The sequence below is a fragment of the Bradyrhizobium sp. B025 genome (assembly GCF_042257955.1).
Classification (GTDB): Bacteria; Pseudomonadota; Alphaproteobacteria; order Rhizobiales; family Xanthobacteraceae; genus Bradyrhizobium; species Bradyrhizobium diazoefficiens.
The window spans coordinates 1,386,196-1,411,429 of record NZ_CP170150.1; the positions used below are offsets into that span (position 1 = coordinate 1,386,196).

General features: G+C 59.2%; 17 protein-coding genes and 6 pseudogenes. 16 read left to right on the forward strand and 7 right to left on the reverse strand.

The window, feature by feature from the left end:
- Nucleotides 1–654 precede the first annotated feature (654 nt).
- On the forward strand, nt 655–1,095 hold the full coding sequence (locus ACE10W_RS06515) for a hypothetical protein (protein ID WP_026312808.1): 441 nt from the start codon (nt 655–657) through the stop codon (nt 1,093–1,095).
- Nucleotides 1,096–1,130: 35 nt separating this feature from the next.
- On the opposite strand, the pseudogene ACE10W_RS06520 reads toward ACE10W_RS06515, so the two are convergent.
- Nucleotides 1,131–1,814 (reverse strand): annotated as a pseudogene (locus tag ACE10W_RS06520) (class I SAM-dependent methyltransferase).
- Between the two features lie 446 nt (nt 1,815–2,260).
- Here ACE10W_RS06520 and ACE10W_RS06525 point away from each other — a divergent pair.
- Together ACE10W_RS06525 and ACE10W_RS06530 are read left to right on the forward strand one after the other, a co-directional pair.
- Complete coding sequence (locus tag ACE10W_RS06525; RefSeq protein WP_026312807.1) at nt 2,261–2,467, forward strand: cold-shock protein; 207 nt, start codon at nt 2,261–2,263, stop codon at nt 2,465–2,467.
- A 1,101-nt stretch (nt 2,468–3,568) separates the two neighbouring features.
- A complete protein-coding gene (locus tag ACE10W_RS06530; RefSeq protein ID WP_011084751.1) occupies nt 3,569–3,895 on the forward strand; it encodes a DUF736 domain-containing protein in 327 nt (108 codons plus the stop codon).
- A gap of 108 nt (nt 3,896–4,003) precedes the next feature.
- On the opposite strand, the gene ACE10W_RS06535 is transcribed toward ACE10W_RS06530, so the two are convergent.
- A complete protein-coding gene (locus ACE10W_RS06535) occupies nt 4,004–4,420 on the reverse strand; it encodes a hypothetical protein (RefSeq protein WP_026312806.1) in 417 nt (138 codons plus the stop codon).
- A 137-nt stretch (nt 4,421–4,557) separates the two neighbouring features.
- Between ACE10W_RS06535 and ACE10W_RS06540 the strand changes: the two are divergent.
- The 5 genes and pseudogenes from ACE10W_RS06540 to ACE10W_RS06560 all read left to right on the forward strand — a co-directional run bounded on the left by ACE10W_RS06540 (nt 4,558) and on the right by ACE10W_RS06560 (nt 12,609).
- Nucleotides 4,558–5,339 (forward strand): annotated as a pseudogene (locus ACE10W_RS06540) (IS5-like element ISBj2 family transposase).
- Nucleotides 5,340–6,608: 1,269 nt separating this feature from the next.
- Nucleotides 6,609–8,975 (forward strand): LPS-assembly protein LptD, encoded by a 2,367-nt coding sequence (locus ACE10W_RS06545; RefSeq protein WP_304550875.1) that lies wholly within the window; start codon nt 6,609–6,611, stop codon nt 8,973–8,975.
- Between the two features lie 17 nt (nt 8,976–8,992).
- Nucleotides 8,993–9,184 (forward strand): hypothetical protein, encoded by a 192-nt coding sequence (locus ACE10W_RS06550; RefSeq protein WP_014497849.1) that lies wholly within the window; start codon nt 8,993–8,995, stop codon nt 9,182–9,184.
- Nucleotides 9,185–9,691: 507 nt separating this feature from the next.
- Complete coding sequence (ltrA, locus tag ACE10W_RS06555; RefSeq protein ID WP_074076608.1) at nt 9,692–11,005, forward strand: group II intron reverse transcriptase/maturase; 1,314 nt, start codon at nt 9,692–9,694, stop codon at nt 11,003–11,005.
- Nucleotides 11,006–11,871: 866 nt separating this feature from the next.
- Nucleotides 11,872–12,609, forward strand: coding sequence for a hypothetical protein (locus ACE10W_RS06560; protein WP_014497847.1), 738 nt, complete (start codon nt 11,872–11,874; stop codon nt 12,607–12,609).
- A gap of 695 nt (nt 12,610–13,304) precedes the next feature.
- Here ACE10W_RS06560 and ACE10W_RS06565 read toward each other — a convergent pair.
- Nucleotides 13,305–13,511: pseudogene (locus ACE10W_RS06565) on the reverse strand (IS256 family transposase); the annotation flags it as partial.
- A 75-nt stretch (nt 13,512–13,586) separates the two neighbouring features.
- Between ACE10W_RS06565 and ACE10W_RS06570 the strand changes: the two are divergent.
- The 6 genes and pseudogenes from ACE10W_RS06570 to ACE10W_RS06595 all read left to right on the forward strand — a co-directional run bounded on the left by ACE10W_RS06570 (nt 13,587) and on the right by ACE10W_RS06595 (nt 18,858).
- A complete protein-coding gene (locus ACE10W_RS06570) occupies nt 13,587–13,757 on the forward strand; it encodes a hypothetical protein (RefSeq protein WP_158646974.1) in 171 nt (56 codons plus the stop codon).
- Between the two features lie 116 nt (nt 13,758–13,873).
- The gene (locus ACE10W_RS06575; protein ID WP_154694111.1) at nt 13,874–14,014 is read left to right on the forward strand and encodes a hypothetical protein; all 141 of its coding nucleotides are present in this window, start codon (nt 13,874–13,876) and stop codon (nt 14,012–14,014) included.
- A gap of 427 nt (nt 14,015–14,441) precedes the next feature.
- A pseudogene (locus ACE10W_RS06580) lies at nt 14,442–15,022 on the forward strand (IS6 family transposase); the annotation flags it as partial.
- Nucleotides 15,023–15,798: 776 nt separating this feature from the next.
- On the forward strand, nt 15,799–18,117 hold the full coding sequence (locus ACE10W_RS06585; RefSeq protein ID WP_011084771.1) for a S9 family peptidase: 2,319 nt from the start codon (nt 15,799–15,801) through the stop codon (nt 18,115–18,117).
- Nucleotides 18,118–18,322: 205 nt separating this feature from the next.
- Nucleotides 18,323–18,622: a transposase gene (locus tag ACE10W_RS06590; protein ID WP_011084772.1), complete on the forward strand. Its 300-nt coding sequence runs from the start codon at nt 18,323–18,325 to the stop codon at nt 18,620–18,622.
- An 80-nt stretch (nt 18,623–18,702) separates the two neighbouring features.
- Nucleotides 18,703–18,858, forward strand: coding sequence for an IS3 family transposase (locus ACE10W_RS06595; RefSeq protein ID WP_014497843.1), 156 nt, complete (start codon nt 18,703–18,705; stop codon nt 18,856–18,858).
- Nucleotides 18,859–19,234: 376 nt separating this feature from the next.
- Here the strand turns inward: ACE10W_RS06595 and ACE10W_RS06600 are convergent.
- Nucleotides 19,235–20,567, reverse strand: a pseudogene (locus ACE10W_RS06600) (IS5-like element ISBj2_B family transposase).
- Between the two features lie 392 nt (nt 20,568–20,959).
- Here ACE10W_RS06600 and ACE10W_RS06605 point away from each other — a divergent pair.
- Both ACE10W_RS06605 and ACE10W_RS06610 read left to right on the forward strand, forming a co-directional pair.
- Nucleotides 20,960–21,178 (forward strand): hypothetical protein, encoded by a 219-nt coding sequence (locus ACE10W_RS06605; RefSeq protein WP_223153707.1) that lies wholly within the window; start codon nt 20,960–20,962, stop codon nt 21,176–21,178.
- Nucleotides 21,179–21,277: 99 nt separating this feature from the next.
- Nucleotides 21,278–21,402, forward strand: a pseudogene (locus ACE10W_RS06610) (aldehyde dehydrogenase family protein); the annotation flags it as partial.
- Nucleotides 21,403–21,491: 89 nt separating this feature from the next.
- On the opposite strand, the gene ACE10W_RS06615 reads toward ACE10W_RS06610, so the two are convergent.
- From ACE10W_RS06615 to ACE10W_RS06625, 3 genes are all read right to left on the reverse strand, one after another.
- The gene (locus tag ACE10W_RS06615) at nt 21,492–23,471 is read right to left on the reverse strand and encodes a RiPP maturation radical SAM C-methyltransferase (protein ID WP_011084777.1); all 1,980 of its coding nucleotides are present in this window, start codon (nt 23,469–23,471) and stop codon (nt 21,492–21,494) included.
- A 700-nt stretch (nt 23,472–24,171) separates the two neighbouring features.
- Entirely contained in the window at nt 24,172–24,564 is a 393-nt protein-coding gene (locus tag ACE10W_RS06620) for a hypothetical protein (RefSeq protein WP_011084778.1), read from the reverse strand.
- A gap of 46 nt (nt 24,565–24,610) precedes the next feature.
- Nucleotides 24,611–25,078, reverse strand: a complete 468-nt coding sequence (locus ACE10W_RS06625; protein ID WP_026312699.1) for a hypothetical protein — start codon at nt 25,076–25,078, stop codon at nt 24,611–24,613.
- Nucleotides 25,079–25,234 lie beyond the last annotated feature (156 nt).

The window sequence follows — 25,234 nt, forward strand, 5'->3', positions numbered from 1 at the left end:
TCACGACGCGCCTCCTTAAGTATCGCCGCACGACAAATCGTCGGAGCAGACCAGACCCGCGGCAACGCGCGCCAGGTCCGTCCAGAAGACCACCGCACTGCGATTGGTGATGGTGCGCGAATGAAGCAATGCATGTGCCAAACTGAATTCGCATGTTTTGCAGGGGCTTCGGAAGAGTTTGTCGTCAACTTGCCGACTGTTGTCTCAAATTCGACAATGTGAGCTTTCGGCAGTCTCTCCATAGCCCGACATTTGCGAGGGCAGATCCAATAGGCAACGTTTATAGTTGCGTGGAATAGTTGCGCGCCGCCAAAACGGAAAACAATCAGGGCTTTGGAGTGAGTGGCGATTGTGATCCCGGATGCTCAAAAGCAACCCATACGATGGGGTGGCCGCCGAAATGGAGAAGAACACAGGACTTCCTGAAACTGATTGCGCTAGGTGATTTCAACCGGTAGGCGCCCAGTTGAAGATCACAAAGGGTCAAACGCCGATTCCACGAGCCTTTTGGGCGCAAGCTCGCGCTAATGACAAAAAATGCGCAACTTGATCTGTGACGATTCCGTCGCCGCCGTTTGCTGCTATACTGCGTTCGCGCCGCGGTGGTGGTGGAAGGCGCGACCGTCAGACCTTTATCTCACGGAGCCCACCACCATGATCACCTTGGGACCACTGCTTGTTTTCCTCGTCATAGGGTTCTTCGCCTGGCTGCTCTTCACGCTTGCAGTCTTCGCGTTGCCCGTCTTCGCCGGGGTAACGATTGGTCTTTGGGCCTTCCACACGGGAGCCGGCGCTCTGGGCGGCATCGCTGTCGGCCCCGTGGCTGGCGCCGCAACCTTCGGCATCGGCCAGCTCGCACTCGCCCTCGTGACTTGGACTTGGCTCCGGCTCTTCGTCATCATCTTCTACGTCGCACCAGCCACCGTCGCCGGTTACAGCGCTACGCATGGAATTGCCCAGATGGCGATGTCTTCACCCACGTGGCAGACGGTTTTCGCGGTCGTCGGAGCCGTTGCCATCAGCATCACAGCTTTCATCCGCTTCACTGGAATAGCCGCGGACGGACCAGCAAGACAGCGCTTGCCGCGGGGCTGATATGTGTACTGGGGCGGCGGCCTAGTACGACCCAGTCACGACGGTATCGCTTCGCCGGCGATCGATGTGGACGCGGACACGATCAGCATCATGGGCCGTTCGAGTTCTTCGGCCAATTGCGGCATCTGCTGGATCTGCTCGTGTGTCGGGGCAAACTCCTCGACCCGCCGAACTTGAACCAATCCGTCCGACGTTCACCCTCGACGGAATTCGATTGACAGGCCAAGTCTTGCGGCCCTCCTCATCAGAAATCCAGTGCGGATGTGCCGCTGCCATGAAGATCGGATGCTCAATTGTAAAGACGAAATGCCGTCAGGAACCAGCGCCTTGCGGATCAAGCGCACGAGGCGGCCTAAATCCTGAACATAGTGAAAGGTCAGTGCGCTGTAGGCGAGGTCGAAAGCCGTCTCAGGTAGGTCCAGTGTGTCGAGATCGGCGATGCGATACTCGATGGCAGTGTCCGCTGTGTGCGCCCTGGCACGCTCGATCATGTTCCGCGACAGATCGAGACCAAGAACCGAGGCCGCGCCCTGCTCGCGCATCCAGCGCGAGGCCCAGCCGAAGCCACATCTTAGACCGACGACGCGTTTCCCGCCCAGATCGGGCAGCATAGCCCGGATCGCGGGCCATTCAGGAGCGCCGTCGCGTCCATACATCTGCCGGGGCAACTGGCTGTAGCCAGCGAAGAAATCGGGATTGTCGTAAATATTCTGCGCCATGTCTGCCTGCTATTCGGCTTTTCGCCTTGCCCGGGACGTTCCTGCTGATCCAAGCAGAATTGTCGCAGTGGGCTGCGACGCGTCATGATCCGAAATCAAGCTGCACAAAAAGACATCTTAAATCTTAAATCGGGCTTCTCGCGCCGAAAACGAAAAACCCCGGCATGAAAGCCGGGGCCACGTGATGCCACGGCGTACATCCGGCTGCGACAACCAGGCGACAGTTAGCACGCGGTTTTCGAAGAAAATGTGACCTTGCGTCGTCGTTCCTGAAGTCGGCCGATTTCAAGGTGCTTGAACTTCGCACGACCATCACGTGGGGCCTTCTGTCCAAGACCTGCGATCGAGCGAGACAACGGATTCCTTTCCACTTCGCGCAGAGACTTGCCGCCGGTTCGTTGATTGATTTAGATGAGAAGGTGGTTTTTCTTTTTGGAGCAAATGACGTGGCGTTAGGTACCGTTAAGTGGTTCAACCCGACGAAAGGCTATGGATTCGTTGCGCCGGACGATGGTGGCAAAGATGTTTTCGTGCACATCTCTGCGGTAGAGAAGGCCGGCTATACCTCGCTTGTTGAAGGCGCGAAGGTCGGCTACGAGCTGGTGACGAACCGCAGCGGCAAACAAGCCGCAGAAAATCTCCGCCTAGGATGAGGCGGAGCTCGAATGCTGGCATTCTTTGAGCTAGTCCGAATCTCGCGCTTTTGAGACATTTGGAATATATCTCAGTTGGCACTCGAGGGCGGCCAAAGTCGAACGGGCTGAATCCAAAGGTGCAGTCGCCTCGCTTAGGTTGGCCCACGATTCGTCCCGCCGCGAGACAGCTACCAAGCCAATCTCAATGCTATCCTTGAGAGACCTCGGGTCTTCGCTGCATAAGGCGCGCCCCAACTCAAGCAGTGTCCTGGTCAGTGCTCGATGCGCGGAACGTTCCTTTCGCTCCAGGCCGTCGACCACGGCGAGGGCCCCGCGATAGTGCCGTATCGCTTCGATGGTTCTGTTTTCGAGGTTGCTATTGTCGCTCATCCGGTTCTCTTCTCCCTCGAGCTCTAGCGGGCATCGTCCTGCGCGAGATCCTCCTTTTGGGCTGCGCGGCTAATATGTCGTAACCGCTGCAGGGCCGGCCGGGGAAAGGCCTGGCGACGGCTGATAGCGTCACATTGAAAGGGGTTGACCGGATCAGGCATTCAGCGTGCTCGCGATTCTTCCTTGAGATACAGTGAGAGCGGCCCAGGCGTCGAGGCTCGACCGATCATCGCAGAGTGGCAGTTTCGTGGCAGTCCTTGGGCGGCGTCGACCAAATGGCGACGGATCACAGATACGGCCAGCCGCTCTCGTCAACGGGGCGTCCAGCCGATCCGAGATCGCGGAAGCGGAGATCCGTCTACCTGCAATAAAGAGAGCTCATCACCATTAGATTCGGTTGCGCCAACTCTTTCAGTGGACTCGCAGATCGCCACGTTCTCTTTGATGTCAGCTCTGTTCGGACCGAGCGCACCAAACGGCCTCTTCGATGGATTGATCTGGCCGAAGGACGGCTGACGCCTCGACCGCCTATGGCGCAACGGCGCCGATCGACTTTCTTCCCCTGCCGGCTGCGCCGTCATTCCTCGCGAAACAAGAAAGTCGCTTGGCTGCCATCCTCCGCTGACGCTTCGGCCCCTTCGGGGTGCGCCGTCGATCGCCTCCGGCCTGTCGATCACCATCGAGGCCGCAAGGTGCGGGCTCGGAAAACAGAGATCAAGGAGAACTACCATGGCGACCATCGGCACCTTCAAGAAGACCGGCAACAACGAGTTCAACGGCGAAATCGTCACCCTCTCGCTGCAGGCGAGGAACGTCCGCATCGTCCCCGAAACCAGCCGCTCGGGCGACAACGCCCCCAGCCACCGGATCTATGTCGGCCGGGTTGAGATCGGGGCCGCCTGGTCCAAGCGCTCCAATGAGGGCCGCGACTATCTCGGCCTCAAGCTCGACGACCCGAGCTTCACCGCACCGATCTTCGCGAACCTCTTCGCCGATGAGGAGGGCGAGGGCTTCAGCTTGATCTGGTCTCGTCCAAACCGTCGGAACGGCGACTGATCCGATCCGCAATGCCTCGCCCGGCTGGCCCGGGCGGGGCATCGCTAAGCTCAAGAGCTGGCCCGTGCAGAGCTTGGCGAGCCGATACACATGCCGGATCAATCCCGATCAGCGAGCGCGAGTTTGCCCCGCCTTGATCGGCCGTCTTTGATTGGCCTCTAATACGGTATCGACGATGTCCTCCCAGTCGGGGCAAATTGCGACCAACTGATCCAGCACAGTGGGATCGCGCTCGATCTGGCCGAGCGCCTGAGCGCGCCATTGGTCGTTGAAGCTGATGCTCATCAACCCCAAACATTCGACGACCGAACTGTCAGGCGGCAAGTGTTCCAAGATTGCCGTCACTATGCCGGTCCATTGTTGAAGTAGACGCCGATACTCAGCGGCGGGTCCGCTCTCCAACTTCTCTTGAAGGAGATCAATCAGCAAGAGGAAGCGAATCCGCCAAGGTTGGGGCCTGAGGTCCCCGACGTAAGCGTCCATGACTTCGCGGATGTCGGCTGGCAAGTGCTCGGACAAGGTCATAAAGCTCACTCCATCTCACTCAGCACGCCCTTCCGTCCCTGGACAGGTATGCGTCTCTGAAGACAGACCAGATTTACATAAGTCGCCTATCAACTAGGGTCTGTACCTAAATAGCGCCACGTGATTCTCTTGCCTACGTGTTGATTCGGGGGCGAGAGAATGCGCGCTGGTTTGTTTTGGCTGAACGACAGGCAATGGGCGCGTATCGAACCGCATCTGCCGAGGGGACTGACGGGGCCGGATCGGGACGACGACCGACGCATCGTCAGCGGCATCATTCACATGCTGCAATCGGGTGCACGATGGCGTGATTGTCCACGTGAATACGGCCCTTACACGACGATCTACAATCGCTTCAATCGCTGGGCCAAGCGAGGACGATGGTGCGCAATCTTCGAAGCGCTGGCCAAGCCTGGCGAAGACGGCGTCGTACTGTCGCTCGACTCGACCTCGATTAAAGCTCACCGGTGTGCCTCCGGCGGAAAAGGGGGGAGCACAATCAAGCAATCGGCCGCTCGCGCGGAGGCCGCACGACAAAAATCCATGCGCTGAGCGATCCGCTCTGCCGGCCGGTCGTCCTGCATCTGACTCCAGGCCAGGATGCCGATATCGCTGCGGCTCCCGATGTCCTGGCGCTCGCGCCACCCATGAGCGTGCTCCTCGCCGACAAAGGGTATGATGGCGACAAGCTTCGCGGCGAAATCATTCGTCGTGGCGCCAAGCCCGTAATCCCCAATAAATCTAACCGTGTCGCATCCATCGCTTCAACAAACGCGCCTACAAAGGACGAAATGTCATCGAACGCTGCTTTGGCAGGCTCAAGGACTTCCGGCGCATCGCCACGCGATATGACAAGCTCGCCCGTAATTTTTTGGCCGCTGTTCATCTCGCCGCTCTCGTCGCATATTGGCTCAATTGAGTCTGGACCCTAGTGCAATCGTGCGTTCCACCAACTACCGATATCACTGCCAAGGACTCGATTGTCTGGTTCGGACCAATGTCCACAACCGGACGCATGTACCATGAACAAACCCGCTTGAGGATCTCCATCTTCGAGCGGCACGCAGCTTGCTTCGTTTGCGCAGGCGCTCGTTATTGGACAGGAAGGGGCAGCGGAGTGCATGATGCGATCTGGAGTTCGTCTTTGGGAAGCCACAACCATTGCGCTTCTAGCCCGCGGCAGGCCGGCCCGGCCGACTTTGGGCCAGCAGTGAAGCTGTGTCTGATCCTCTGGCACCAATCCGCAAACGGCGGAGCAGAACACAACATTGGCCTCTGGCCCCGACGGTTGCGTTATTCGCGGCTTCGGCCTGAGCCTTCCCATTCTGCACATCAACGGTTTCACCCGCTCGCGCTTCACCGCATGGCTCCCGGCCCGCATAATGGCCGTCATGCGCCGGGGGGCGTGAAACGGCCGATTAGCAAGCAGCTGGCATATTCGCCGCAACAACAACAGATCAGCATCCTTCGGAGTAGGTCGCAGCTGACAGATATCGGAACGACCCACGCGAACCAAGTGGCATGGTCGGCGGACCGACAGTTCGTCAAAGCTTTGGCCAATGAGCGCGGACTGCTCGTGTTCCTGATCCCTTTGCTGAAAAAGCTGCCGCCCAAGATCGCCTATCGGAGACGCGGAGTTTCTCCGCGATCGGCATTTCGCGCTCCGCCCATCGCGCTGCTGCTGCTCCTGGGCTCTCGCAGCTTGCTCCAGTAGCTGTGCTTCCAGGCATAGTTCGGTTCGGATGAACCTGATAACCCGTCAGATCAGCCATCACATGCTTCCGCAAACCTTCCAGCGCGACGCCTTCAGCACGAATTCCCTGGGCCGAAGCGAGGCCGACTTGAAGAGATTTCAGCGTAGCGGTTCGCGTCGATTGCCGAGGGTTTCTGCGCAACCGCAAGAGGGCTGGAGCCAGTGCCACGGCTCGATGCCGAGAATTTAAGGTAACGTGTTCACCATTTTCCTGCTCGCTGTTGTGGCTAGTTGTATCAGGACGTCAAGTAAGTGTGAGTTCATGCAACTGGAGACTTCGGTCTGGCCGCCAGTCTGCGTTGGCCGCTTCATCAGATTGTTGGCCTTGCTGACCCGACGGAAAGGTTAGTGGCTGTGGCTGCGCATCGTCACAAACTGACTGCGGTTGCGCCAGGGCACGATCCGTGGCTCTTCACGTCGCTAGTCTGCGACTGCTTGCTTGCCATAGCCGTTGTCATCGCGACTGGTTTCGGCCCCGTCGTAAAGGCATCGGCGCAGAACGTCTCCTACAATACGCAGCCGCCGCGTCCGAAGCCGCCGAAGGCCGCCAACGACAACCAGATGCTGGTTCAGGCGACCGAGGTCGTCTACGACTACAATAATTCGCGGATCTCGGCGGTCGGTAACGTCCAGCTGTTCTACAACGGCACCAGCGTCGAGGCTAACAAGGTCGCCTACGACCAGAAGACCAAGCGGCTCCATGCCGAAGGCAACATCCGCATGACGGATGCCGAGGGCAAGATCACCTATGCCGAGACGATCGATCTGTCCGACGACTATCGCGACGGATTCGTCGGTTCGCTCCGGGTCGATACCGCCGACCGGACACGGATGGCCGCAACGCGCGCCGACCGTTCCAGCGGCAACTACACCGTGTTCGAGAACGGCGTCTACACGGCCTGCGCTCCGTGCAAGGACGATCCGAAGAAGCCACCGCTCTGGCAGGTCAAGGGTGCCCGCATCATCCACGACCAGCAGGAGAAGATGCTGTACTTCGAGACGGCGCAGCTCGAGTTCTTCGGCGTGCCGCTCGCTTACATGCCCTACTTCTCGACGCCCGACCCGACCGTGAAGCGCAAGTCCGGCTTCCTGATGCCGGGCTTCACCTCGAACACGGGCTACGGCTACGGCGTGGAGGTCCCGTTCTACTGGGCGATCGCGCCCGATATGGACGTGACCTTCAACCCGCGCATCACCTCCAGGCAGGGCGTGCTGTTCCAGGCGGAGTTCCGCCAGCGCCTGATGGGCGGCGCCTACCAGATCCGTGCTTACGGCATCGACCAGCTCGATCGCGGCGCCTTCGCCGGGCAGCCCGGCGACCGCCAGTGGCGCGGCGCCGTCGAGACCAAGGGTCAGTTCGCGCTGAACGACAAATGGGTCTGGGGTTGGGACGGCGTCGTGATGTCCGACTACTATTTCTTCTCGGACTACCGCCTGTCGCAGTACCGTGACCCGCTCGGTTCGTTCCTGAACCTGCCGACCGACGCGGTCTCGCAGCTCTATCTGACCGGCGTCGGCAATCGCAGCTTCTTCGACGCGCGCACGATGTACTGGCTGAGCTTCTCGGGCAACCAGAACCAGGTGCCGATCGTCTACCCCGTGATCGACTACTCGAACGTGCTCAACTATCCGGTGTTCGGCGGCGAGTTCAGCTACAAGACCAACTTCGTGAACCTGTCGCGTGACACCGCCGTGTTCGATCCGATCACGACGCTCGCCAACACCAACAGCCTGTGCACGACGGCGTCGGCCGATCCGCTCGCGCGCACGCCGTCGCAGTGCCTGCTGCGCGGCTTCCCCGGCACCTATACCCGCCTGACGGCGGAAGCGCAGTGGCGCAAATCCTTCACCGACCCGCTCGGCCAGATCTGGACGCCGTTCGCCAGCCTCCGTGCCGATGCGATCAACTCCTCGGTCTCGAACCAGCCGGGCGTGTCGAACTACCTGCCGGTCGGCGACACCCAGGCGATCCGCCTGATGCCGACCGTCGGCCTCGAATACCGCTATCCCTTCATCAACGTTCAGCCCTGGGGCTCGACCACCATCGAGCCGATCGCGCAGATCATCATCCGCCCGAACGAGACCTATGCCGGCAAGCTGCCGAACGAGGACGCGCAGAGCATGGTGTTCGACACATCGAACCTGTTCAGCGTCGACAAGTTCTCCGGTTACGACCGCGTCGAGGGCGGCGGCCGCGCCAATGTCGGCGTGCAGGCCACCACGCAGTTCGACAGGGGCGGCGCCGTCAAGACGCTGTTCGGCCAGTCCTACCAGCTGTTCGGCATGAACTCCTACGCGGTCCAGGACTCCATCAACACGGGCCTGGATTCCGGTCTCGACAAGCCTCGCTCCGACTACGTGGCGAGCATCGCCTACTCGCCCAACCGCACCTACACGTTCAGCGTCCGCTCCCGCATGGACGAGCAGACCTGGAACGTCCAGCGTTTCGAGGCCGAAGGCCGCGCCAACTTCGATCGCTGGTCGATCAGCGTGATGTACGGCAACTACGCGGCACAGCCGGAGCTCGGCTATCTGACCCGCCGCGAAGGCATCCTCACCACCGGCTCGCTGAAGGTCGCGACCAACTGGGTGGTCACGGGCTCGGCGCGCTGGGACCTCGAGGCCAACGAGATCAACCAGTATGTGGTCGGTGCCGGCTATGTCGACGATTGCTTGGTGCTGGGATTGAACTATCTGAAATCCTACAATTATACGGTAGGCGGCGTGCCCCCCGTCTTGAATGAGACCTACATGCTAAGTATAGGTCTACGAACATTCGGGACGATCGCAATCGGCTTCTGAGGCACGGATAGCGGCGCATGCGGGTCACGTCGGGGGACGTCACCACCACGACCGAGGCGCGCAATAGCGGGCAGGCGGTCACGGCTGTGCTGGGAAAGCTCGAGTTCGACGAACGCGCAGAACTGTTCCACTTCAGCCATGTCGGTTTTGGGCGCGCGAGATCGCGGCTTTGGGTCATGACGTCAAACTGCTGCTACCTCAATATGTGAAGCCATTCGGTCCGCCCCGACGGCGCGTATTACCAGTGGAGGAAGGATCCACCCAGAGAGTTGTCGATTGATCTGGTAGCTGACGAGCGGTTTGGACGAGCAATCGGACGGATCGAAGCCTCGTGACAAAGGTCGCTTTAGGCGGCCGAGCAATCCAGCGGGCCGTAACGTGAGTGAAGCCTGAGCACGCCTCGAAAGTTACGATGTGAATGCCGACCCGATCGTATGGCGGGGAAGGCCGTGCGGACAGGGAAGCAATCGACGCACGCACCTGTCTGGTTCACCGGGGTAATGGGCACGGCACGTTGGAAAGGTAGTACGGGTAATCGGGGGAGACCCGTCTTGGTCGAAGGTCGCGCCTTCAGCATTGAGTAGTCGATGGACCGGACGGGAGTCGGACAGGGTCAAAGGTACCGATGAAACCGGGTAATTCCGGCGGAGGAAAGGACCCTGACTTCAGGTGCGCTTTTGAAGATGGCGAGGGAAAGGGTAGATTGGCGATGAGCCTTGAAACGCCCGATAAGATCAGGAGCCTTCAGAGAAAGAAAGCTTTATTGTAAGGCGAAGGCGGAGCCTGCCTTCCGCTTCTACGTGCTGTACGACAAGATCTGCCGCGAGGACATTCTGAGCCATGCCTACAAGCTGGCCCGCGCCAACGCGGGTGCGCCGGGAGTGGACGGAATAACTTTCGAACAGATCGACGCGTCGGGACTCGAAGCATGGTTGGCTGGCCTGCGCGATGAACTCGTCACGAAGACCTATCGGCCCGATCCGGTGCGGCGGGTGATGATCCCGAAGCCCGGCGGCGGCGAACGTCCGCTCGGTATCCCAACAATCCGGGACCGGGTCGTCCAAGCTGCTGCAAAGATCGTGCTGGAACCGATCTTCGAGGCGGATTTTGAGGACGGAGCTTATGGATATCGCCCGCGCCGCAACGCGGTCGATGCCGTCAAGGAAGTGCACCGGCTTATGTGCCGGGGCTACACAGATGTTGTTGACGCCGATTTGTCGAAATACTTCGACACGATACCGCACTCGGACCTCCTCAAATCGGTGGCCCGACGCATCGTCGACCGGAATGTGCTGCGGCTGATTAAGTTATGGCTGCGAGTACCGGTCGAGGAGCGGGATAGCAACGGGAAACGGCGCATGAGCGGCGGTAAGAGCAACAAGTGTGGCACGCCACAGGGGGGTGTCATCAGTCCGCTGCTCTCCGTCATCTACATGAACCGGTTCCTGAAGCATTGGCGTCTCAGCGGTCGGTGTGAAGCATTCCATGGCCAGATTATCTCCTATGCCGACGACTTCGTCATTCTCAGCCGCGGCCACGCGGAAGACGCATTGACGTGGACGAAAGCGGTGATGACCAAGCTTGGGCTGACACTCAACGAGACTAAAACCTCGGTGAAGAATGCCCGATTGGAAAGCTTTGACTTCCTTGGGTACACGCTCGGACCCCGCCACTTCCGCAATGGGGGGCGGTGGTATCTTGGCGCGGCTCCGTCGAAGAAAAGCGTGCTGCGGATCAAGAGGAAGGTCAGCGAACTGCTGACGCCGGGCAACAAGGGCGCTTGGCCCGAAGTACAAGCACGACTGAACCGCCTTCTGCGCGGCTGGTCCGCTTACTTCAGCTATGGCTCGCTTGCTACGGCTCATCAGGCCGTTGATCGACACGTCTTTGACCGCGTGCTCGCCTTTCTGCGCAGACGACATAAGACGCCAGGACGTGGCGTCAGACGGTTCTCTGATCAGATCTATGGGAACCCTGGCGTACTTGTGCTGAACCGCGTGCGCAAAGTGTCGCCGACGTGCGCCTTGTGACGAAACCTGTCGGAAAGCCGGATGCGGGAAAACCGCACGTCCGGTTTGATGAGCGGGGAGAGGAAACGGAACGCGCAACAAGCGCATCACCGCGCCTCTCCTCGACTCTACTCAAGCGCGGGAAGACTGATGCTGCCGACGCAGAGGCGATCAGCGAAGCTGTCGCGCGCAATACCATGCGCTTCGTCCCGGTTCGTCGAACACTGCAATCACGTCCGCTATCATGAGAGCATCGACAACCTCACTCCTGTCGATGTCTACTTCGGCAGGGCTGAGGCGATCCTTGCAAGCCCGCAGCAATTGGCTCTTCCATTCGGTCGTCCCCCATCGCGGGTGTCAAGCCGCGCACGCGGGACCGCGATTTTAATCGACCCGAAGCTACCGGTCAGCGACCGCGGCTGGCTGCCGTGTCGATGCCCGTAACGGGGCGTTCCCTCATGGCCGGCCTTCATGCCGCGTCCGTAGCGCGGCCGCGCAAGGGCCGCATCGAGCTCGCTGCGGAGCAATTCCTCTAATGAGTTCCCGCGTTGGTTTCCGCACCGCCGTTTCAACCGGATCGAACCAATTTCGAAAAGCTGCGGAGCCGTCTCTCTTTCACACGGCGGGGAAATGCATCTTTGTGACATTGCTGGTCATGGCATGGTCTCCGATCCGGCGCTCCAAACGGCGGATGATTCGAGGTTGATCACCTCAGAGACTACGCCGCTTTCAATTCCAACCAATCCTGCGGCGGGACCCTGTCTGAAATCCGCCAGCCTGTCGGGAACGCAACCCGGAGCGCGAGAAAAATAGCACGTCTGGCTCTGCGCATAATGGCCCAACTCTTGCGAGGGGCGAGCGGGCAAAGGTCAGGTTGGAGATTGAGAATGGCGAGCGTGTCAAAGCTAAAGGTGTTTGCGGCCCTGAGTGCGGCCAGTGTTGCGCTTGTGCCAATATCGGCAAAAGCTCCGATATGGAGTTCGAGCGCTCAATACGGGAGCTTTTCAATCGATGGCTACAGTTGGAACAACGACGTATGGGGCAGGGGCGCAGGACCCCAGACTATCTCGGTGAGTGCTGTCAACCAGTGGGGGGTGTGGTCGAACCAGCCTGATACTGGTGGCATCAAGAGCTATCCCCACGAGGGTTTCAATGTCGGCAAACCGCTCAGTTCGATCAACACTCTGATCTCGAACTTCAATCAGGAAGTTCCGACTAGCGGCGCCTGGGACGTCGCCTACGATATCTGGGATAGCTCAAATCAGTATGAGATAATGCTCTGGACGAATTACACCGGCAATCCCGATGGTGGCGGCAACGTCAAGCCCATTTCTTACAAGTACGCTTCTTCCGGGGCGGCGATACCGATCTACACAAATGTCGATGTAGGCGGAGCGACTTGGAACGTGTTTCAAGGAGAAAATCACCATAAGGTCATCTCATTCCTGCGCACTTCGAAGACCAACAGTGGGACGGTGGATATCAAGAGTGTCCTGCAGTGGATCAAGTCTAAAGGGTACTTTGGGGAGATAAACGTCGGCAACGTCCAATACGGCGTTGAGATCACCTCCTCTCCAGGTGGGATGAACTTCAACTTCAATAATTGGACCCTGACATCGAGGTGAGTACCCACGGTCGGTGAGGTGAAGTGGCCTCGGATTTTGGACCGGCGGCTCAGATGGTGCGGATGCCGTTTTGTTTTGATAAACGGAGACCATGAAGAAGAACGAGACGGAAAATCGAAGCAGCGCTGAAGGCAAAGATCGCCTTGGAGCCGCTGCGAGAACAATCAAAGGTGACGGATCTGGCGCTACCAGCGGTGGAGAGAAAATTACGTGAGGCAACAACTCAGTTCAGGAACATTTTCGGCCAGGCAATGCGACAGCTCCCTAGCAAACATGTGGAGCTGATCGCACCGGACGAAAATCGATTCGCACAATGCTCACGCTGCGTGGGCAGCCCGTCGGGGGCTGGGTGGTTTGTTGCGGGGGCGACGTCGAGAAGTGGACTCTTCGCCTAGTCGCCCTCGATCTTCGTTCGCAATCCCCCGAGGAGAGAAACATGTCGTGGGACGACCAGCAATTCTAACGGACGAAAGCTGTGCCGCCGCTCCTACCTTGCAGTGCGCCCGTTTTTCACAAGCTCAAAGAAATAGCGAGCGAAATACGCAATTTTGGATTTTCGCATCACCACCGAACTTTCGGCACTGTTCTTGAAACGGGCCATTCCGCACCTCGCCGAGTTGGGTGAGAACGATCAATGCCCGCTGCGCGACCTTTCGTGAGCGAAGGTAGCGGGAGATGTCCCGATCGCTGTTGAGCGCCGCGCTCGTGACGTGGGCAACGGGCTTGATCGTCATGCGATCGTGGTGAGCTTGAAGGGCCGCACGCAGAACCGACGATTTCTTATGCGCCTTCAATCATCGGAAACCCTTGTTGGCCTCGATCATGCCGGCCGCGACCCATCGCAAGGTCATACCGGCATCCCGCCGGCGTTTGACGTTGCGCGTGACCCGGCGAATGGTGCCCTGAAATGGACCCCGGTTTTGGGACGAGAGGCCAGGTTGGAAAAGGGCCGCTCCGTTTGATCGACGGAGGGCATGATGACGAAGAAGACGCGACGGAAGATCGACGCGGTGTTGAAGGCAAAGATCGCACTGGAAGCGGTGCGGGAGCAGGCGACGGCTGCCGATCTGACCCAGCGCTATGAGGTTCACCGAACCAGATCTATGCTTGGAAGAAGCAGCTGCTGGACCAGGCGGCCCGGCTTTTGACGTGGGTGTCGGGCGCGAGAGCGAAGGAAACGCGCGAACGCGAGATCGAGAAGCTGCACGCCAAGATCGGACAAACTGACGGTCGAGCGCGAGTTTTTAGCGCGGAGGTCCGGAAGATGAGCACGCCGGACCGTCGAGGAATGCTCGAGCGCGTCGACCAGGCGCTGTCGATCCGTCGGCAATGCATGTTGCTCGGCATCGCCCGTTCTAGCGTCTACCGGCCGCTACAGCCGGCCAATTCAACGACCTTGCCCTGATGCAGCGGATCGACGAGCTGATCACCGCCTGGCCATTCCTGGGCTCGCGGCGAATGACCGCGATGCTGAGGCTGAGGGGCTTGCGGTCAATCGCAAGCGCGTGCAACAGTTGATGCGCAAGATGGGCATCGCCGCGCTGGGACCGAAGCCGAACACGACAAAGCCGGCGCCGGGCCACAAGATCTCTGTCCCGATCTGCTGCGCAACATGAACGATCGACCGGCCGAACCAGGTGTGGGCGGCCGACATCACGTATCTGCCCATCGGCCGCGGCTTTCTCTATCTCGTCGCCATCATCGACTGAGCGAGCCGTGCGGTTCTGGCGTGGCGGCTGTCGAATACGATGGACGTCTCGTTCTGCGTGGCGGCTCTGGACGAGGCGCGGCGACGTACGGCACGCCGGAGATTTACAACACCGACCATGGCAAAGGCGTTCTCCGATCGCATCCGCCAGCGCGCTTCCGCTCGCGGTTACAAATGGCATCTGGACGAGGTCGTTATTTCGATCGCGGGCGAACAACATTGGCTCTGGCGCGCTGTCGACCAGAATGGCTTCGTTCTCGACGTCTTGATCCAGCCCCGAAGAGACTCGCGCGCTGCGCAGCGGCTCATGAAGAAGCGCTTGAATCCGCCGGCACGCCGCTGCGCGTGATGATCACGGACAAGCTCCGTTCGTACGGCGCTGCGAGGGCGAGCATGGGCTTTCACGTCGGACATCGCCCGCACAAAACTCTCAACAATCGCGCCGAGAATTCTCATCGGCAGACGCGGCGACGCGAGCGGATCATGAAGCGTTTCAAAGCGCCCCATCAGGCTCAACGGTTTTAGTCAGTTCACGATCAGGTCGCGAACGTTTCCGCATCCCCTATCTCGGAGCTGTCGCCGCCGACCTCCGTCGTGCTTCGCGCGAACGAGCCTTTGCGACTTGGCGCGAAATCTCCGCGACAAGCGCTATCGCCGAATCTCGGACCTTTGAAAATCGCCTCCTTCGTCTCGGCGGTCGATTAAGTTGACGATGCCATCCATGCGTCGCCCACACGTTCTTCCTTGGCCTTCTTGCATCATGGCCGACGAAGACCGAGATGCAGCCCGCAAAGCTGATCGGCCGCTACGGCAGGACGTTCTGGTGTGTTCGAGGTCAGACATACGGCTTGCCTCAACAATCGCTAGCCTTGTCGCGTAAGCGACATAGCTATCGGAAGCCGTCGGGAATGCGCATCGCTTCGCTGGCATGGAGTCTGCTCACCACCAGGGGCGTAGAAGCGACGCCACGACATCGAACGTCGTTGCGGATGGCGCGCACATGTGTTGTTCGTGAGGTGATATGCGACCTGGAGTTCTTATACGGGGCGCGGCAGCAGTTACGCTTGCCGCTTGCGGTGGCGCGAATTCGGCGGATCTCGATCCAGCGGTGAAGGTTTCATCCGACACTGTGGAGCTGGACCGGGAATTATATTGGCGTGCACGGCGGTGGCGGCTATGCCGGACATCTTCAGTGACCCCTAGGCCCATCTATCTATGGCGACGTCGTCCATACCCCTGCATCCCTGGCCGGGGGCCAGAGCGGTGATCACAGCTTTAGACCGTGCCGCCCAGTCGCCCACTCAGGTGTCTGGGAGATCGGAGCCTGATTCTGGCCCAAGACTTGCGTGCAACGTTTAGGACGCTTTGTGCGCAAGGGTCAGTGCTGGGCTTTGGAGGAGACACTGAACGCAGCTGCGCCAATTTCGTGAGGTCAACCCCAGCCTCCGTTATCCCCACACAACGAGGACGAGTGAACGATCATGTACAAGCTCGGCGCTTTCATGCTTGCGCTGCTGGGTCAGCAGGGATTGGCAGCCGCGCAGGCTCCGGCCGACAACATTGCAAAGCCGCTGCTGGTGCCGTCCGATTACGAGCGAGCGCTAACGATCGGCGCTCAATATAACCAGCTCACTGTCAATATGCCCGACGTTCCGTTCTGGCTCGCAGAGGGCGAAGCGTTCGTCTACCGACGGACGACTCAAGGCAAGCACCAGTTCATGCAGGTCGATGCTGCCACTGGCGGAAAGCAGCCGGCTTTTGATCATACCCGCCTCGCGGCGGCGCTGGCCAGGGCAAGCCTCGAGAACTATAAGGCCGACAATCTGCCGTTCGACCGTTTCGAGCTGGCCGACGATGCTCGCATGATCACCTTCAACATCGACAACACCCGGTGGACATGCGACCTCGTAAGCTATGGCTGCACAGCCAATGCCATGCACCCGGACGTCCATCAACAGATGGGCTATGACCCCACTCCGCCCGCGGAGAACGATCCGGAGAACACAAGCATATCCCCTGACGGCAAATGGTTGGCCTATACTACAAAATACAATATCTTCCTGCGCAGCGAGGACGGCTTGCAGGACATCCCTTTGACCTGGGACGGATCGGAAGGCAACTACTATGCTTTCTCGACGCTAAGATGGTCTCCAGATTCGCGTCACCTCGCGGCTTACCGCATCCGTCCAGGCCACAAACGTCAGATCCACTACATCGAATCGTCCCCGACGGACGAGCTTCAACCTAGATATTCGACGATGACGTATCCGAAGCCGGGTGATGCCTTGCCGCTGCTCCAGCCGGTGCTGTTTGACATCATCATGCAGAGCAAGATTGAAATCGACAATGCTTCCTTTCCAAATCCCTACCACCTTTCGCCGATCAAGTGGTGGAAGGATGGTCGCGGGTTCACCTTCGAGTATAATCAGCGCGGGCACCAACTCTATCGACTTGTCGAGGTGGAAGCTGCTGCGGGTAAGGTGCGCTCTCTGATTGATGAGCGCAGCATTACCTTCATCGATTACCAGCCTCTGGTGATGGACCAGCAGAAAACTGGAAAGTTCTTCCGCTACGACGTTGAGGACGGAAAGGAGATCATCTGGGCGTCCGAGCGCGATGGATACGAGCATCTGTACCTCTTCGATGGCCGAACCGGCGAGCTCAAAAACCAGATCACTAGAGGAGATTGGGTGGTTCGCGCGGTCTACTACGTCGATCCGGTCAAGCGCCAGATTTGGTTTGGTGCGAGCGGGAGGGACAAAGGGGAAGATCCCTATTTTGTCCATGCTTACCGTGTCGACTTCGATGGGAACGGACTGACCGCGCTCACTCCTGAACCGGCCAACCATCACATTGAGTTTTCGCCTAACGGCCGCTACTATGTCGACCTGTGGTCACGCATCGATGTCCCGCCGCGCTTGGCGCTGTATCGCGCCAGTGATAATGCCGAGCTGATGCAGGTTGAGAGCGCCGATATCTCGGAACTCATCGCCTCCGGCTGGCAGCCGCCCCTCAGCTTCCATGCCAAGGGCCGGGACGGCGAGACCGATATATGGGGGGTTATTCACAAGCCCCTCAACTTCGATCGAAACAAGAGATACCCGGTGGTGGAAAACATCTATGCCGGCCCTACGGGTTCTTTCGTTCCGAAGTCGTTCTCGGCCTTGGTTGAGCCGCTCACCCAAATGGGGTTTATCGTCGTTCAGATCGATGGAATGGGTACGAACAATCGCTCGCGCGCGTTCCACGACATTGCCTGGAAGAATTTAAAGGACGCCGGCTTTCCCGATCGGATTCTATGGCATAAGGCGGCGAGCGCGAAGTATTCATGGTACGATATTTCGAACGTCGGCATTTTTGGCGGGTCCGCCGGCGGGCAGAACGCGGTGAGCGCGCTGCTCTTCCATTCTGATTTTTACAAGGTGGCGGTGGCTAACAGCGGCTGTTACGACAACCGGATGGACAAGATATGGTGGAATGAACAGTGGATGGGTTGGCCGGTTGGTATCGAATATTCGCTGTCCTCCGCCATCGACAACGCCCACAGACTACAGGGTAAGTTGATGCTCGTTGTCGGCGAAATGGACCGCAATGTCGATCCGTCCTCTACCTTCCAGATGGCTGATCGGCTCATCAAGGCAGGAAAATACTTCGACATGCTTGTGGTACCCAGTGCAGATCACGGAGCGCCCGGCAATTATAGCGAGCTCAAGCTTCTGGACTTCTTCGTTCGCAATATTCTTGGGCAGATACCACCTAACTGGAACGCCCTACCGATTGAGCTGCTGAAACCCAATTAAGGGCCATGATTGCGCGAAGAGCTATCATCATTTAGGTCCAACGCCGTGGCGACTCGAACGAGCGCCCTCCGATTTCGCTTGTCTCTCAGCATTAGTAAGCAAAAGCACAGTCATCTATGACTCTTTGGGAGTTTTGGGACAGGCGCTGAACCTCCTCCGAATGAGTGGACACCTGTAGTAGGCTCATTGAGCCCGGAGGTGTCGAATGGAACGTCAACGTCGGTCATTTACCGAGGAGTACAAGCGCCAGGCCGTCGAGTTGGTGGTGTCCAGCCGTCGCACGGTCACGTCGGTGGCCAAGGAGCTCGGTCTGCGCGACTCGGTGCTGCGGCGCTGGGTCGACAAGCTCCGGCAGGAGCCGGCATCGGCGAGGTGGCGCCCCACCACGCAGGTGACGCCGATGTCGGCGGACCAGGCTTCGGAGATCGCCCGGCTGCGCCAGGAGACCGAACGAGCGCGACATTTTAAAAAACTGTCCAGAGCCGTTGCACGCTGCGCGGGTTAGAAACAGCCTTGTGCTATTCTCTGCGGCCGGGAGGGCAGCGGCCGTCAGCTTATTGGAGGCGCAATAGCTTCTTCCATACCTTGAAGACCGAACTCGTTCATCATCGCAACTACAAGACCCGCGCCGACGCCCAGCGTGATATCTTCGCCTTCATCGAGGGCTTCTATAACCGAACAAGGCTCCATTCCGCCGTGGGATATATCGCCCCGATCGAGATGGAGCTAAACGTCGCCTAAACCCGTCTAATTTTTTGGGGGAAGATCATACGGGACATTCACCGTTCAGCTGTTGCTGCCGCTAGCACCCCTGCCGGTTAAAACTCGACGGCGTTCTCAACATCGAACCAAGCATTGGGCCGAGGCTCGTCAGCTTCTCGGAAGCTAGCGCCCCATTCTGAGATCTCTGGACACTTGACCAACGCAATGCCTTCGAAGCGGCTCTTGGCTCGGCCGGTAAATTGCAAAGGTGAGTGTCGATTTCGCCGGGCTGTTGTTTTCGAGCGCGTCAATCAGCTTCTCGAACTGAACCCTCCGTAGCTCGCGCGGAGGATCCGAGCTTAGCTCGGAGGTTGAGAAACCTCTACGTTCTCCAATGAGCGTGGTGAGTCGATCGTTAATAAGCCGAATTGGGCTGAACTGGACAGTTGAGCGTTGGCCAGAGTGAGAGCAGGAAGAGGGACAAAAGGTCTCTGAGCCAAGCCAGGACACGGCGGAGGTTGTGGCCAACGGCCGAGAGGAGAACGTTAGCGGCATCTCCGGCGCGGCCTTTGAGATAGCAGCGGCCAAGGTGACCTTCGTTCTTCATGTGTCCGATGATGGGCTCGATGGCGGAACGGCGGCGTAGCTCGCGCTTGATGACGCCGAAGACGCCGCGCTTCTGGCCCGAGATGAAGACGCGGCGGGGATTTTGTGTGTCGTGGCCGCGATATCCCTTGTCGACATAGGCCCGTTCGATCGGGCAGCCGGTGAGGCTCTCGGTGCGCTCGATGACGTTGCGAAGGGTGTGACCGTCGTAGGGGTTGTCCGGCAGCGAGCAGGCGTGGAGCACGAACAAGCCGCCCGGAGCTCTTTGGTTGTTGGTGACGATGGAGGCCTTCACGCCGAACTCATAGGGCGGCGGCCTTGCCCTTGCCGATGCACTCGACCTCCGGAGCATGGAAGGAATACAACTTCCAGCCGCGCTGGCGCTGCTGCTGCGAGCCGATCTGGGTGGCTCGGCTCAGCGGCAGGGCGAATGCCCCCTCCAATGCGGCCTGGCCCTCGGTCTTGCGGCGAATGTCGCGGATGATCCGGCCCAGCCGGCTGCGCAGGATGCGCAGCTGTCGCTGATGCCGGTTGAATTGTTTGGCATGAGCGTAGCGGCCCGCCATCATCGCCGCGCTTTTGGCCACGCGAACATAGGATTGCCGGAGCCTGACCCCGTGCTTCCTCGCCAGGCGGTTCAACCCGCGGATCGCTGCATGCAGCAGCTTGGCGTCGGTCGGGAAGCTGATGGCCTTCGGTTGGACGGTCGTGTCGACCGTGACCCGCTTGAGGTCCTGGCTGCGCAACGCACCGCTCGCGTGCGCCACGCGAAGGCTCTCGGCCAACAACCGCTCCAGCTTGTCGCCGAGCCGCTTGCGCCAGTGGCTCAGGTCTGAGCGCTCATGCGGGAAAACGTGCTGGAAAAACTCTTCGCCGGTGAAGAACTGGAAGTACGGATCGTGGACCCAGCGCTCGCACACCCCCTCGTAGATGTGCTTGAGCAGCAGCAATCCGATCATGAAGCGGGTCGCGATACCCGGCCTGCCGTTGTCGCTGTAGAGCGGCGCGATCTCGCCGTCGATCCAGTCCCAATCGACCCTGCCGGCGAGCAGAACCAGCTCGTGTCGCATGTTGATGATCTGGTCCAGCCGGGACCGGAACAGATCGTTCGAGCCTGTCGTCCTGTGCTTCTTTGGTCGCATCGGTCCCTCCGATGCAGCACAGAATCACGGTTCGCAGCGGCAGGGAAATCCAAAATCGAAATTGCAGGTTTTTGCTGTGAAGCCCCAATCCCCTGCAATCTCAAATGCCGCCGCAACCGGAAAACAGACTCTCAATCAAGTGCTTGGAGGCTTGTTCACGGACAACTGGTGAGGATCAGAACAATCGAGCCATGGAACCTGACAGGCACTCCAAATCCAGCGTTGACCAGCCCGACGAGAAGCTTCGCGGCCGAGCGAGGCCCTGACCCTACGCGTCGGCATAGCAATCGTGGACCGGTTCATCATATCGTTTTACAGCTTAAGGGAGATGCAGTGAATCGTGAGGGGCTCTATTCTTCGATGTCCGCCGGATAAATTTGGAAATGCGGCAAATGATGATCGAGGACGATAAGGGGATTCGCCCCGGCATCGAAACGATGCGCGGGTTGCCTGCATTTTATGATGGTGCAGTCGTGACGACATCGTCGCTCACGAATGTAAGTCTATGTGTCGATCTGGACGCGGCGAAGCAGTTGGATCGATTACAGCCGATGATCGAACCGATAAACTACACGACGCTTTGGCAGCTGCAACCTGTGTCAAACAGTTGAAGTTCGATGCGGTTTCTCCTTTTCGCCCGATGAAGTAGTCTACGAAAATCGAGCGATGCAGTTCGTAGCGCATATTTAAGCTATCTAATGCGGAACGAACGCCGCATAAACTTCATCGGCTCCACTAGGGTTGGCGCGATTATCGCCGCCGCTTCGGCCAAATATCTCAAACCATATATGTTGGAGCTTTGGGCTCGACGCCGTTGATTGTGCTCAACGACGCGGGCGAAAAAAATGACAAGGCTGGCGCGAGCGCCAAGCAAAGGAGACAGGCGAGGGGTGTGGCCCTGCGAAGTGCACACCGCAGTTTTCCTTATTCGCGCGGGAGGGCCACTGGCGTGGAGCGTCGGTCGAGATAGCCACCAGGGAACGCAGTCAGGGGAAGGATTGGCGTATATGGATGCCATAACGCGAGCCCAACCAGCCGCGCGTCAAGCCGTACGATCAGTTTGCGGGCGATCATGTTAGCTATCGCCTCATCAATCTCGCCCTGCATTACATTCGCCGCGCCCGGCCGATCGCACAGGCGAGTTTCAGGCGAGCCTTCGTCCGCGGCCAGAAGAATTTCTCGCTCGAGGCCTCTGACGCGGTGTTCGCGCTCGATTGCTATGGCTCGCGTGTCCTCGACTATGATTTCGTCGCCGTTGTCCTGCATCGACAGCATAGAGAAAGTCGGCCCCCTCCAGGCTTTCAGCCAGGCATCGATGCCCTTGGCGACGGCATTTAGCCCCGGGCGGTTTTCGTCGCGCGGTGTGAAATGGCCGCCGACATCGTGGTCTTCGCTGTCTTCGAAGTAGTATACCTGTTCCGAGAGATCGCGCTCCGACAGCGGATACACGTAGCGATAGGGGGCGGCCGGGAGCAGCTTCAGTCCATGTTTCTCAGCTGTGTAATGATAGGGGCTGTAGCGCTGGTATCGCAAGCGTACCGCAGGTCCCGGCTGCAGATGATGCAGCAACGGCAACCAAGAGGCCATTTCCGCATACCATGCATCACACTCGCCGGGAAAGCCCCACAATAAACTCCAACTGACCCGCACGCCGTACTGACGGCACCACTTCAACAGCTGAACATTGTGCGCTGAGGTCGTTCCTTTGCGCATCAGCTTCAAAACACGAGTATCCAGGCTCTCAATACCCGGTTGAATCCAGCGGACGCCGGCGGCAGCCAGCTTTTCCACTTCGTGGCGCTTCAGGTTGGCTTTGACCTCAAAGAAGATCGCGAGCTTCTCGGGTAGCGCGGTGAGGTGAGGGAGCGCCTTTTCAAGGTAGTCAATGGCCATAATATTGTCTACAGCTTCGATGCGCGACGAGCCGTAGCGCGCCGACATCTCAATCATCTCCGCTGCGGCCTGCCCCGCGGGCTTCTGGCGGTAGGTCATCGATCCGCCGTTCAGCCCGCAAAACAGGCAATGACTGCGCTCGCCCCACCAGCAGCCGCGAGAGAACTCCATCGGCAGCCCAGCATGGATGCGGTCGGCGTAGAGCGACGCCTCAACCTCCGCAAAATAGTCCGAGAAATCCGGCAGCGGCAGGTCACGCATGTTCTCGATCACGGCGCGGGGCACTAAGTCGCGCGTCGACGCCGCGGGATAGCCGGCCTCGCGATGCGTCGGGCCGAAAACGCCAAATGGCAGGTCAGCAGGCGGGATGTCTCTGCCGCGATTTAGGATGTCCCAACACAGCGGGCCGATCAGTGCGTCGGCCTCGCCCGACACGACATAGTCGACCCATGGGAAACGCGCGTGAGTGCTGCGCCCCATTACCGACTCGCAGTTCGCTCCACCCATGAGGGTGACAAGATCAAGTGAGCGCTCGCTCAGCCGGCGCAGCAACGCGAGCGAGGGGACATGCTGGGTGAAGGTCGAGCTGCACCCGACCATAGCCGGCCGCTTCGCCAATATCTTGTCAGCCGTCCAGTCGATAAACCCGCCGATGAGCGAGCGCAGCCTAAGGAAATTCGCGCGACGCTCGGCCATACCTTTGCCTGCGTGTATCGGGTTGCGCTCGAAATAGAGGTCGAGGAAGGCGTTTTGTTCGGGTTCGAAGCCGGGAAAAGCAATGCCCGCGAACAGCCAATCAACCAGTGCCTCCTCTGGCGGGCAATTCTCAAGAGGTCCATAGTCGGCGATGCCTATGTATTCTAGAAACCAGATGTTGGCATATGCTATGGTGGATTGCAGTCCAGCCTGGGTCAGCGCTGATTTCAGCAGACCAAGCGCCAGTGACGGCCTTTCGACTGCCGACACAGGCATGTTGACTAGGACGATTGGCACAGCGATACTCATAATCATTCCACGTTATTCATGATGTGCGCACAGGTGCGTTCGCCATGCCATAGTCTCATGCGCCGGACGGCAAAGTGAATTCTGCGCGACTCCTGACCGGAGCCGTGAACATGAAGTCGCTAATTCGGCTAGTGGGCAGCCCGCTTCGAGCCACGATTTCCGCGTCACGTTCGTTGCCCGGCGACTGGACGGCATGAGCAAGCAGAGAGTGCTGGAGCCGAACGGGGAATAATTGCCTGCACGCGGCTCCGCTCTGGTATTTAGCGGCGCCACCCTCGAGTGAGACTCGCTGTTTTTCATCATTGATGAACGGACTGACGTCGTCATTCACATGGACCTATCAAAGTTTCAGGCGCGTCGTCGTCCGCTAGCAGGGATCACCGCCAGTGCAAGTTGCAGTGGCGCGCCACGAAAAGCCACGACCTCTCCGGAACCAGCGGCACCGTCGTCTGGCAGAACCATTTGATTGACCACTGGGCGGGGCAAGCCATTCTCGACTTAACCGCGTGCGTCCCAGTCGTGCACCGCTGATGCCCGAAATGAGGGCTTGGCTCGAAGCCGCAAGCGCGGAACCCCGCTGGTCTTCTTTTGTCACGCCGGTTGTGCACGCCACGAAGCCAGGGACCGTGGATGCGGAGCGGCATGTCATCGCGCTCAGCACTGCTGGATGGTGGGATGCTGCTGTCGCTTGAGGCTAAGTAGTGCCTCAATGCGAATCGGCACAATCTGCACCCGTATGGGAGGACGCGTGTTTGACTCCTTCGATGCGCCTCGTCGTCCAGTCACCGGTCTGCCAGATGAAGCAGTCGTCGAGGTCTTCTTCGATCAGCCCGGTCATGTACAACTGATCGAGCAAGTCGGCGACCCCAAGGAGGGTTGTTCCGTCAGCTGCGACCCGAATAACCAGCTCCGACATTGTGCAGTTGCCGTCCGCGATCAAAGGGCCAACGGAAATCGGGGCGATGTCGTCGAGCACGCGGTGTTCCATGTTGCGTGAGCGAAGATGAAAGCACCGGTTCCCTGCCTTATATTGCAGGTCCCTGCGGAAGCGGATCGGCAGGTCATGGGCTGGGCTCTCGAGCATATACTGTTCGATCATGCTCTGCAGCCCGCCCCGGAAACCGTCAGGCGTGCTGAAGAAGCGTTCACCCAGAATGCGGGTACCCGAGAGGCCAGCGATCGCTACCCGGCACCGGCGTCACCAGTCGTAAACGCCCCTGCCGCATATTTACGAGGAAGCCGGAAACGCAGGCGATCGTCGTGTGATTGCGTTCCAGAAAGGCGATTGCACCGTCCTTGTTAGCGCCCCTGCGCTTCTCCTTCCGCTCGCGCGCGCGCCCGACCATGGCCTTTGCTGTCTGCGCCTCCTTGCCCTGCAGGATGAGTTCGACTCCTAGCAACTCCTCAGGCGAAAAGGCCGTGTGAACCTGATTAAGATGGGCCCTGCTCAGCACGGAGAAACGATTCGTCGTCGTGCGATATAGATTGAAGAGCCCGAGCACGTGCCTGGTGAGTGCCGGATCCTTGAGTGGGGCTGCGGTTGTTGTTTGCGGTAACGCGCCCGTAATCTGATAGTAGTCGAACAGAAAGCGATCGTAGTGTGGGTTGTCCATAGGATCTGTGGCCCAGTAGCAGAAGCCCGTGCGGACTGCAGAACCAAACATTTCGCTCGCGACACCAACCACGCCCCGCCAAAGCGCTGCATGCTCTTTGCTATGTCGTAATAGCCTGTAAAGCGATCGGCCGAGAGGCCACAGAACCAACAACCG

What these genes read in the sequence shown, in the direction of transcription:
- ACE10W_RS06590 (WP_011084772.1), top strand. Translation starts at nt 18,323, where the DNA reads ATGGAACGTCAACGTCGGTCATTTACCGAGGAGTACAAGCGCCAGGCC.
- ACE10W_RS06615 (WP_011084777.1), bottom strand. Translation starts at nt 23,471, where the DNA reads ATGATTATGAGTATCGCTGTGCCAATCGTCCTAGTCAACATGCCTGTG.
- ACE10W_RS06530 (WP_011084751.1), top strand. Translation starts at nt 3,569, where the DNA reads ATGGCGACCATCGGCACCTTCAAGAAGACCGGCAACAACGAGTTCAAC.
- ACE10W_RS06585 (WP_011084771.1), top strand. Translation starts at nt 15,799, where the DNA reads ATGTACAAGCTCGGCGCTTTCATGCTTGCGCTGCTGGGTCAGCAGGGA.
- ACE10W_RS06515 (WP_026312808.1), top strand. Translation starts at nt 655, where the DNA reads ATGATCACCTTGGGACCACTGCTTGTTTTCCTCGTCATAGGGTTCTTC.
- ACE10W_RS06570 (WP_158646974.1), top strand. Translation starts at nt 13,587, where the DNA reads ATGACGAAGAAGACGCGACGGAAGATCGACGCGGTGTTGAAGGCAAAG.
- ACE10W_RS06550 (WP_014497849.1), top strand. Translation starts at nt 8,993, where the DNA reads ATGCGGGTCACGTCGGGGGACGTCACCACCACGACCGAGGCGCGCAAT.
- ACE10W_RS06575 (WP_154694111.1), top strand. Translation starts at nt 13,874, where the DNA reads ATGAGCACGCCGGACCGTCGAGGAATGCTCGAGCGCGTCGACCAGGCG.
- ACE10W_RS06625 (WP_026312699.1), bottom strand. Translation starts at nt 25,078, where the DNA reads ATGGACAACCCACACTACGATCGCTTTCTGTTCGACTACTATCAGATT.
- ACE10W_RS06605 (WP_223153707.1), top strand. Translation starts at nt 20,960, where the DNA reads ATGATGATCGAGGACGATAAGGGGATTCGCCCCGGCATCGAAACGATG.
- ACE10W_RS06535 (WP_026312806.1), bottom strand. Translation starts at nt 4,420, where the DNA reads ATGACCTTGTCCGAGCACTTGCCAGCCGACATCCGCGAAGTCATGGAC.
- ACE10W_RS06560 (WP_014497847.1), top strand. Translation starts at nt 11,872, where the DNA reads ATGGCGAGCGTGTCAAAGCTAAAGGTGTTTGCGGCCCTGAGTGCGGCC.
- ACE10W_RS06620 (WP_011084778.1), bottom strand. Translation starts at nt 24,564, where the DNA reads ATGATCGAACAGTATATGCTCGAGAGCCCAGCCCATGACCTGCCGATC.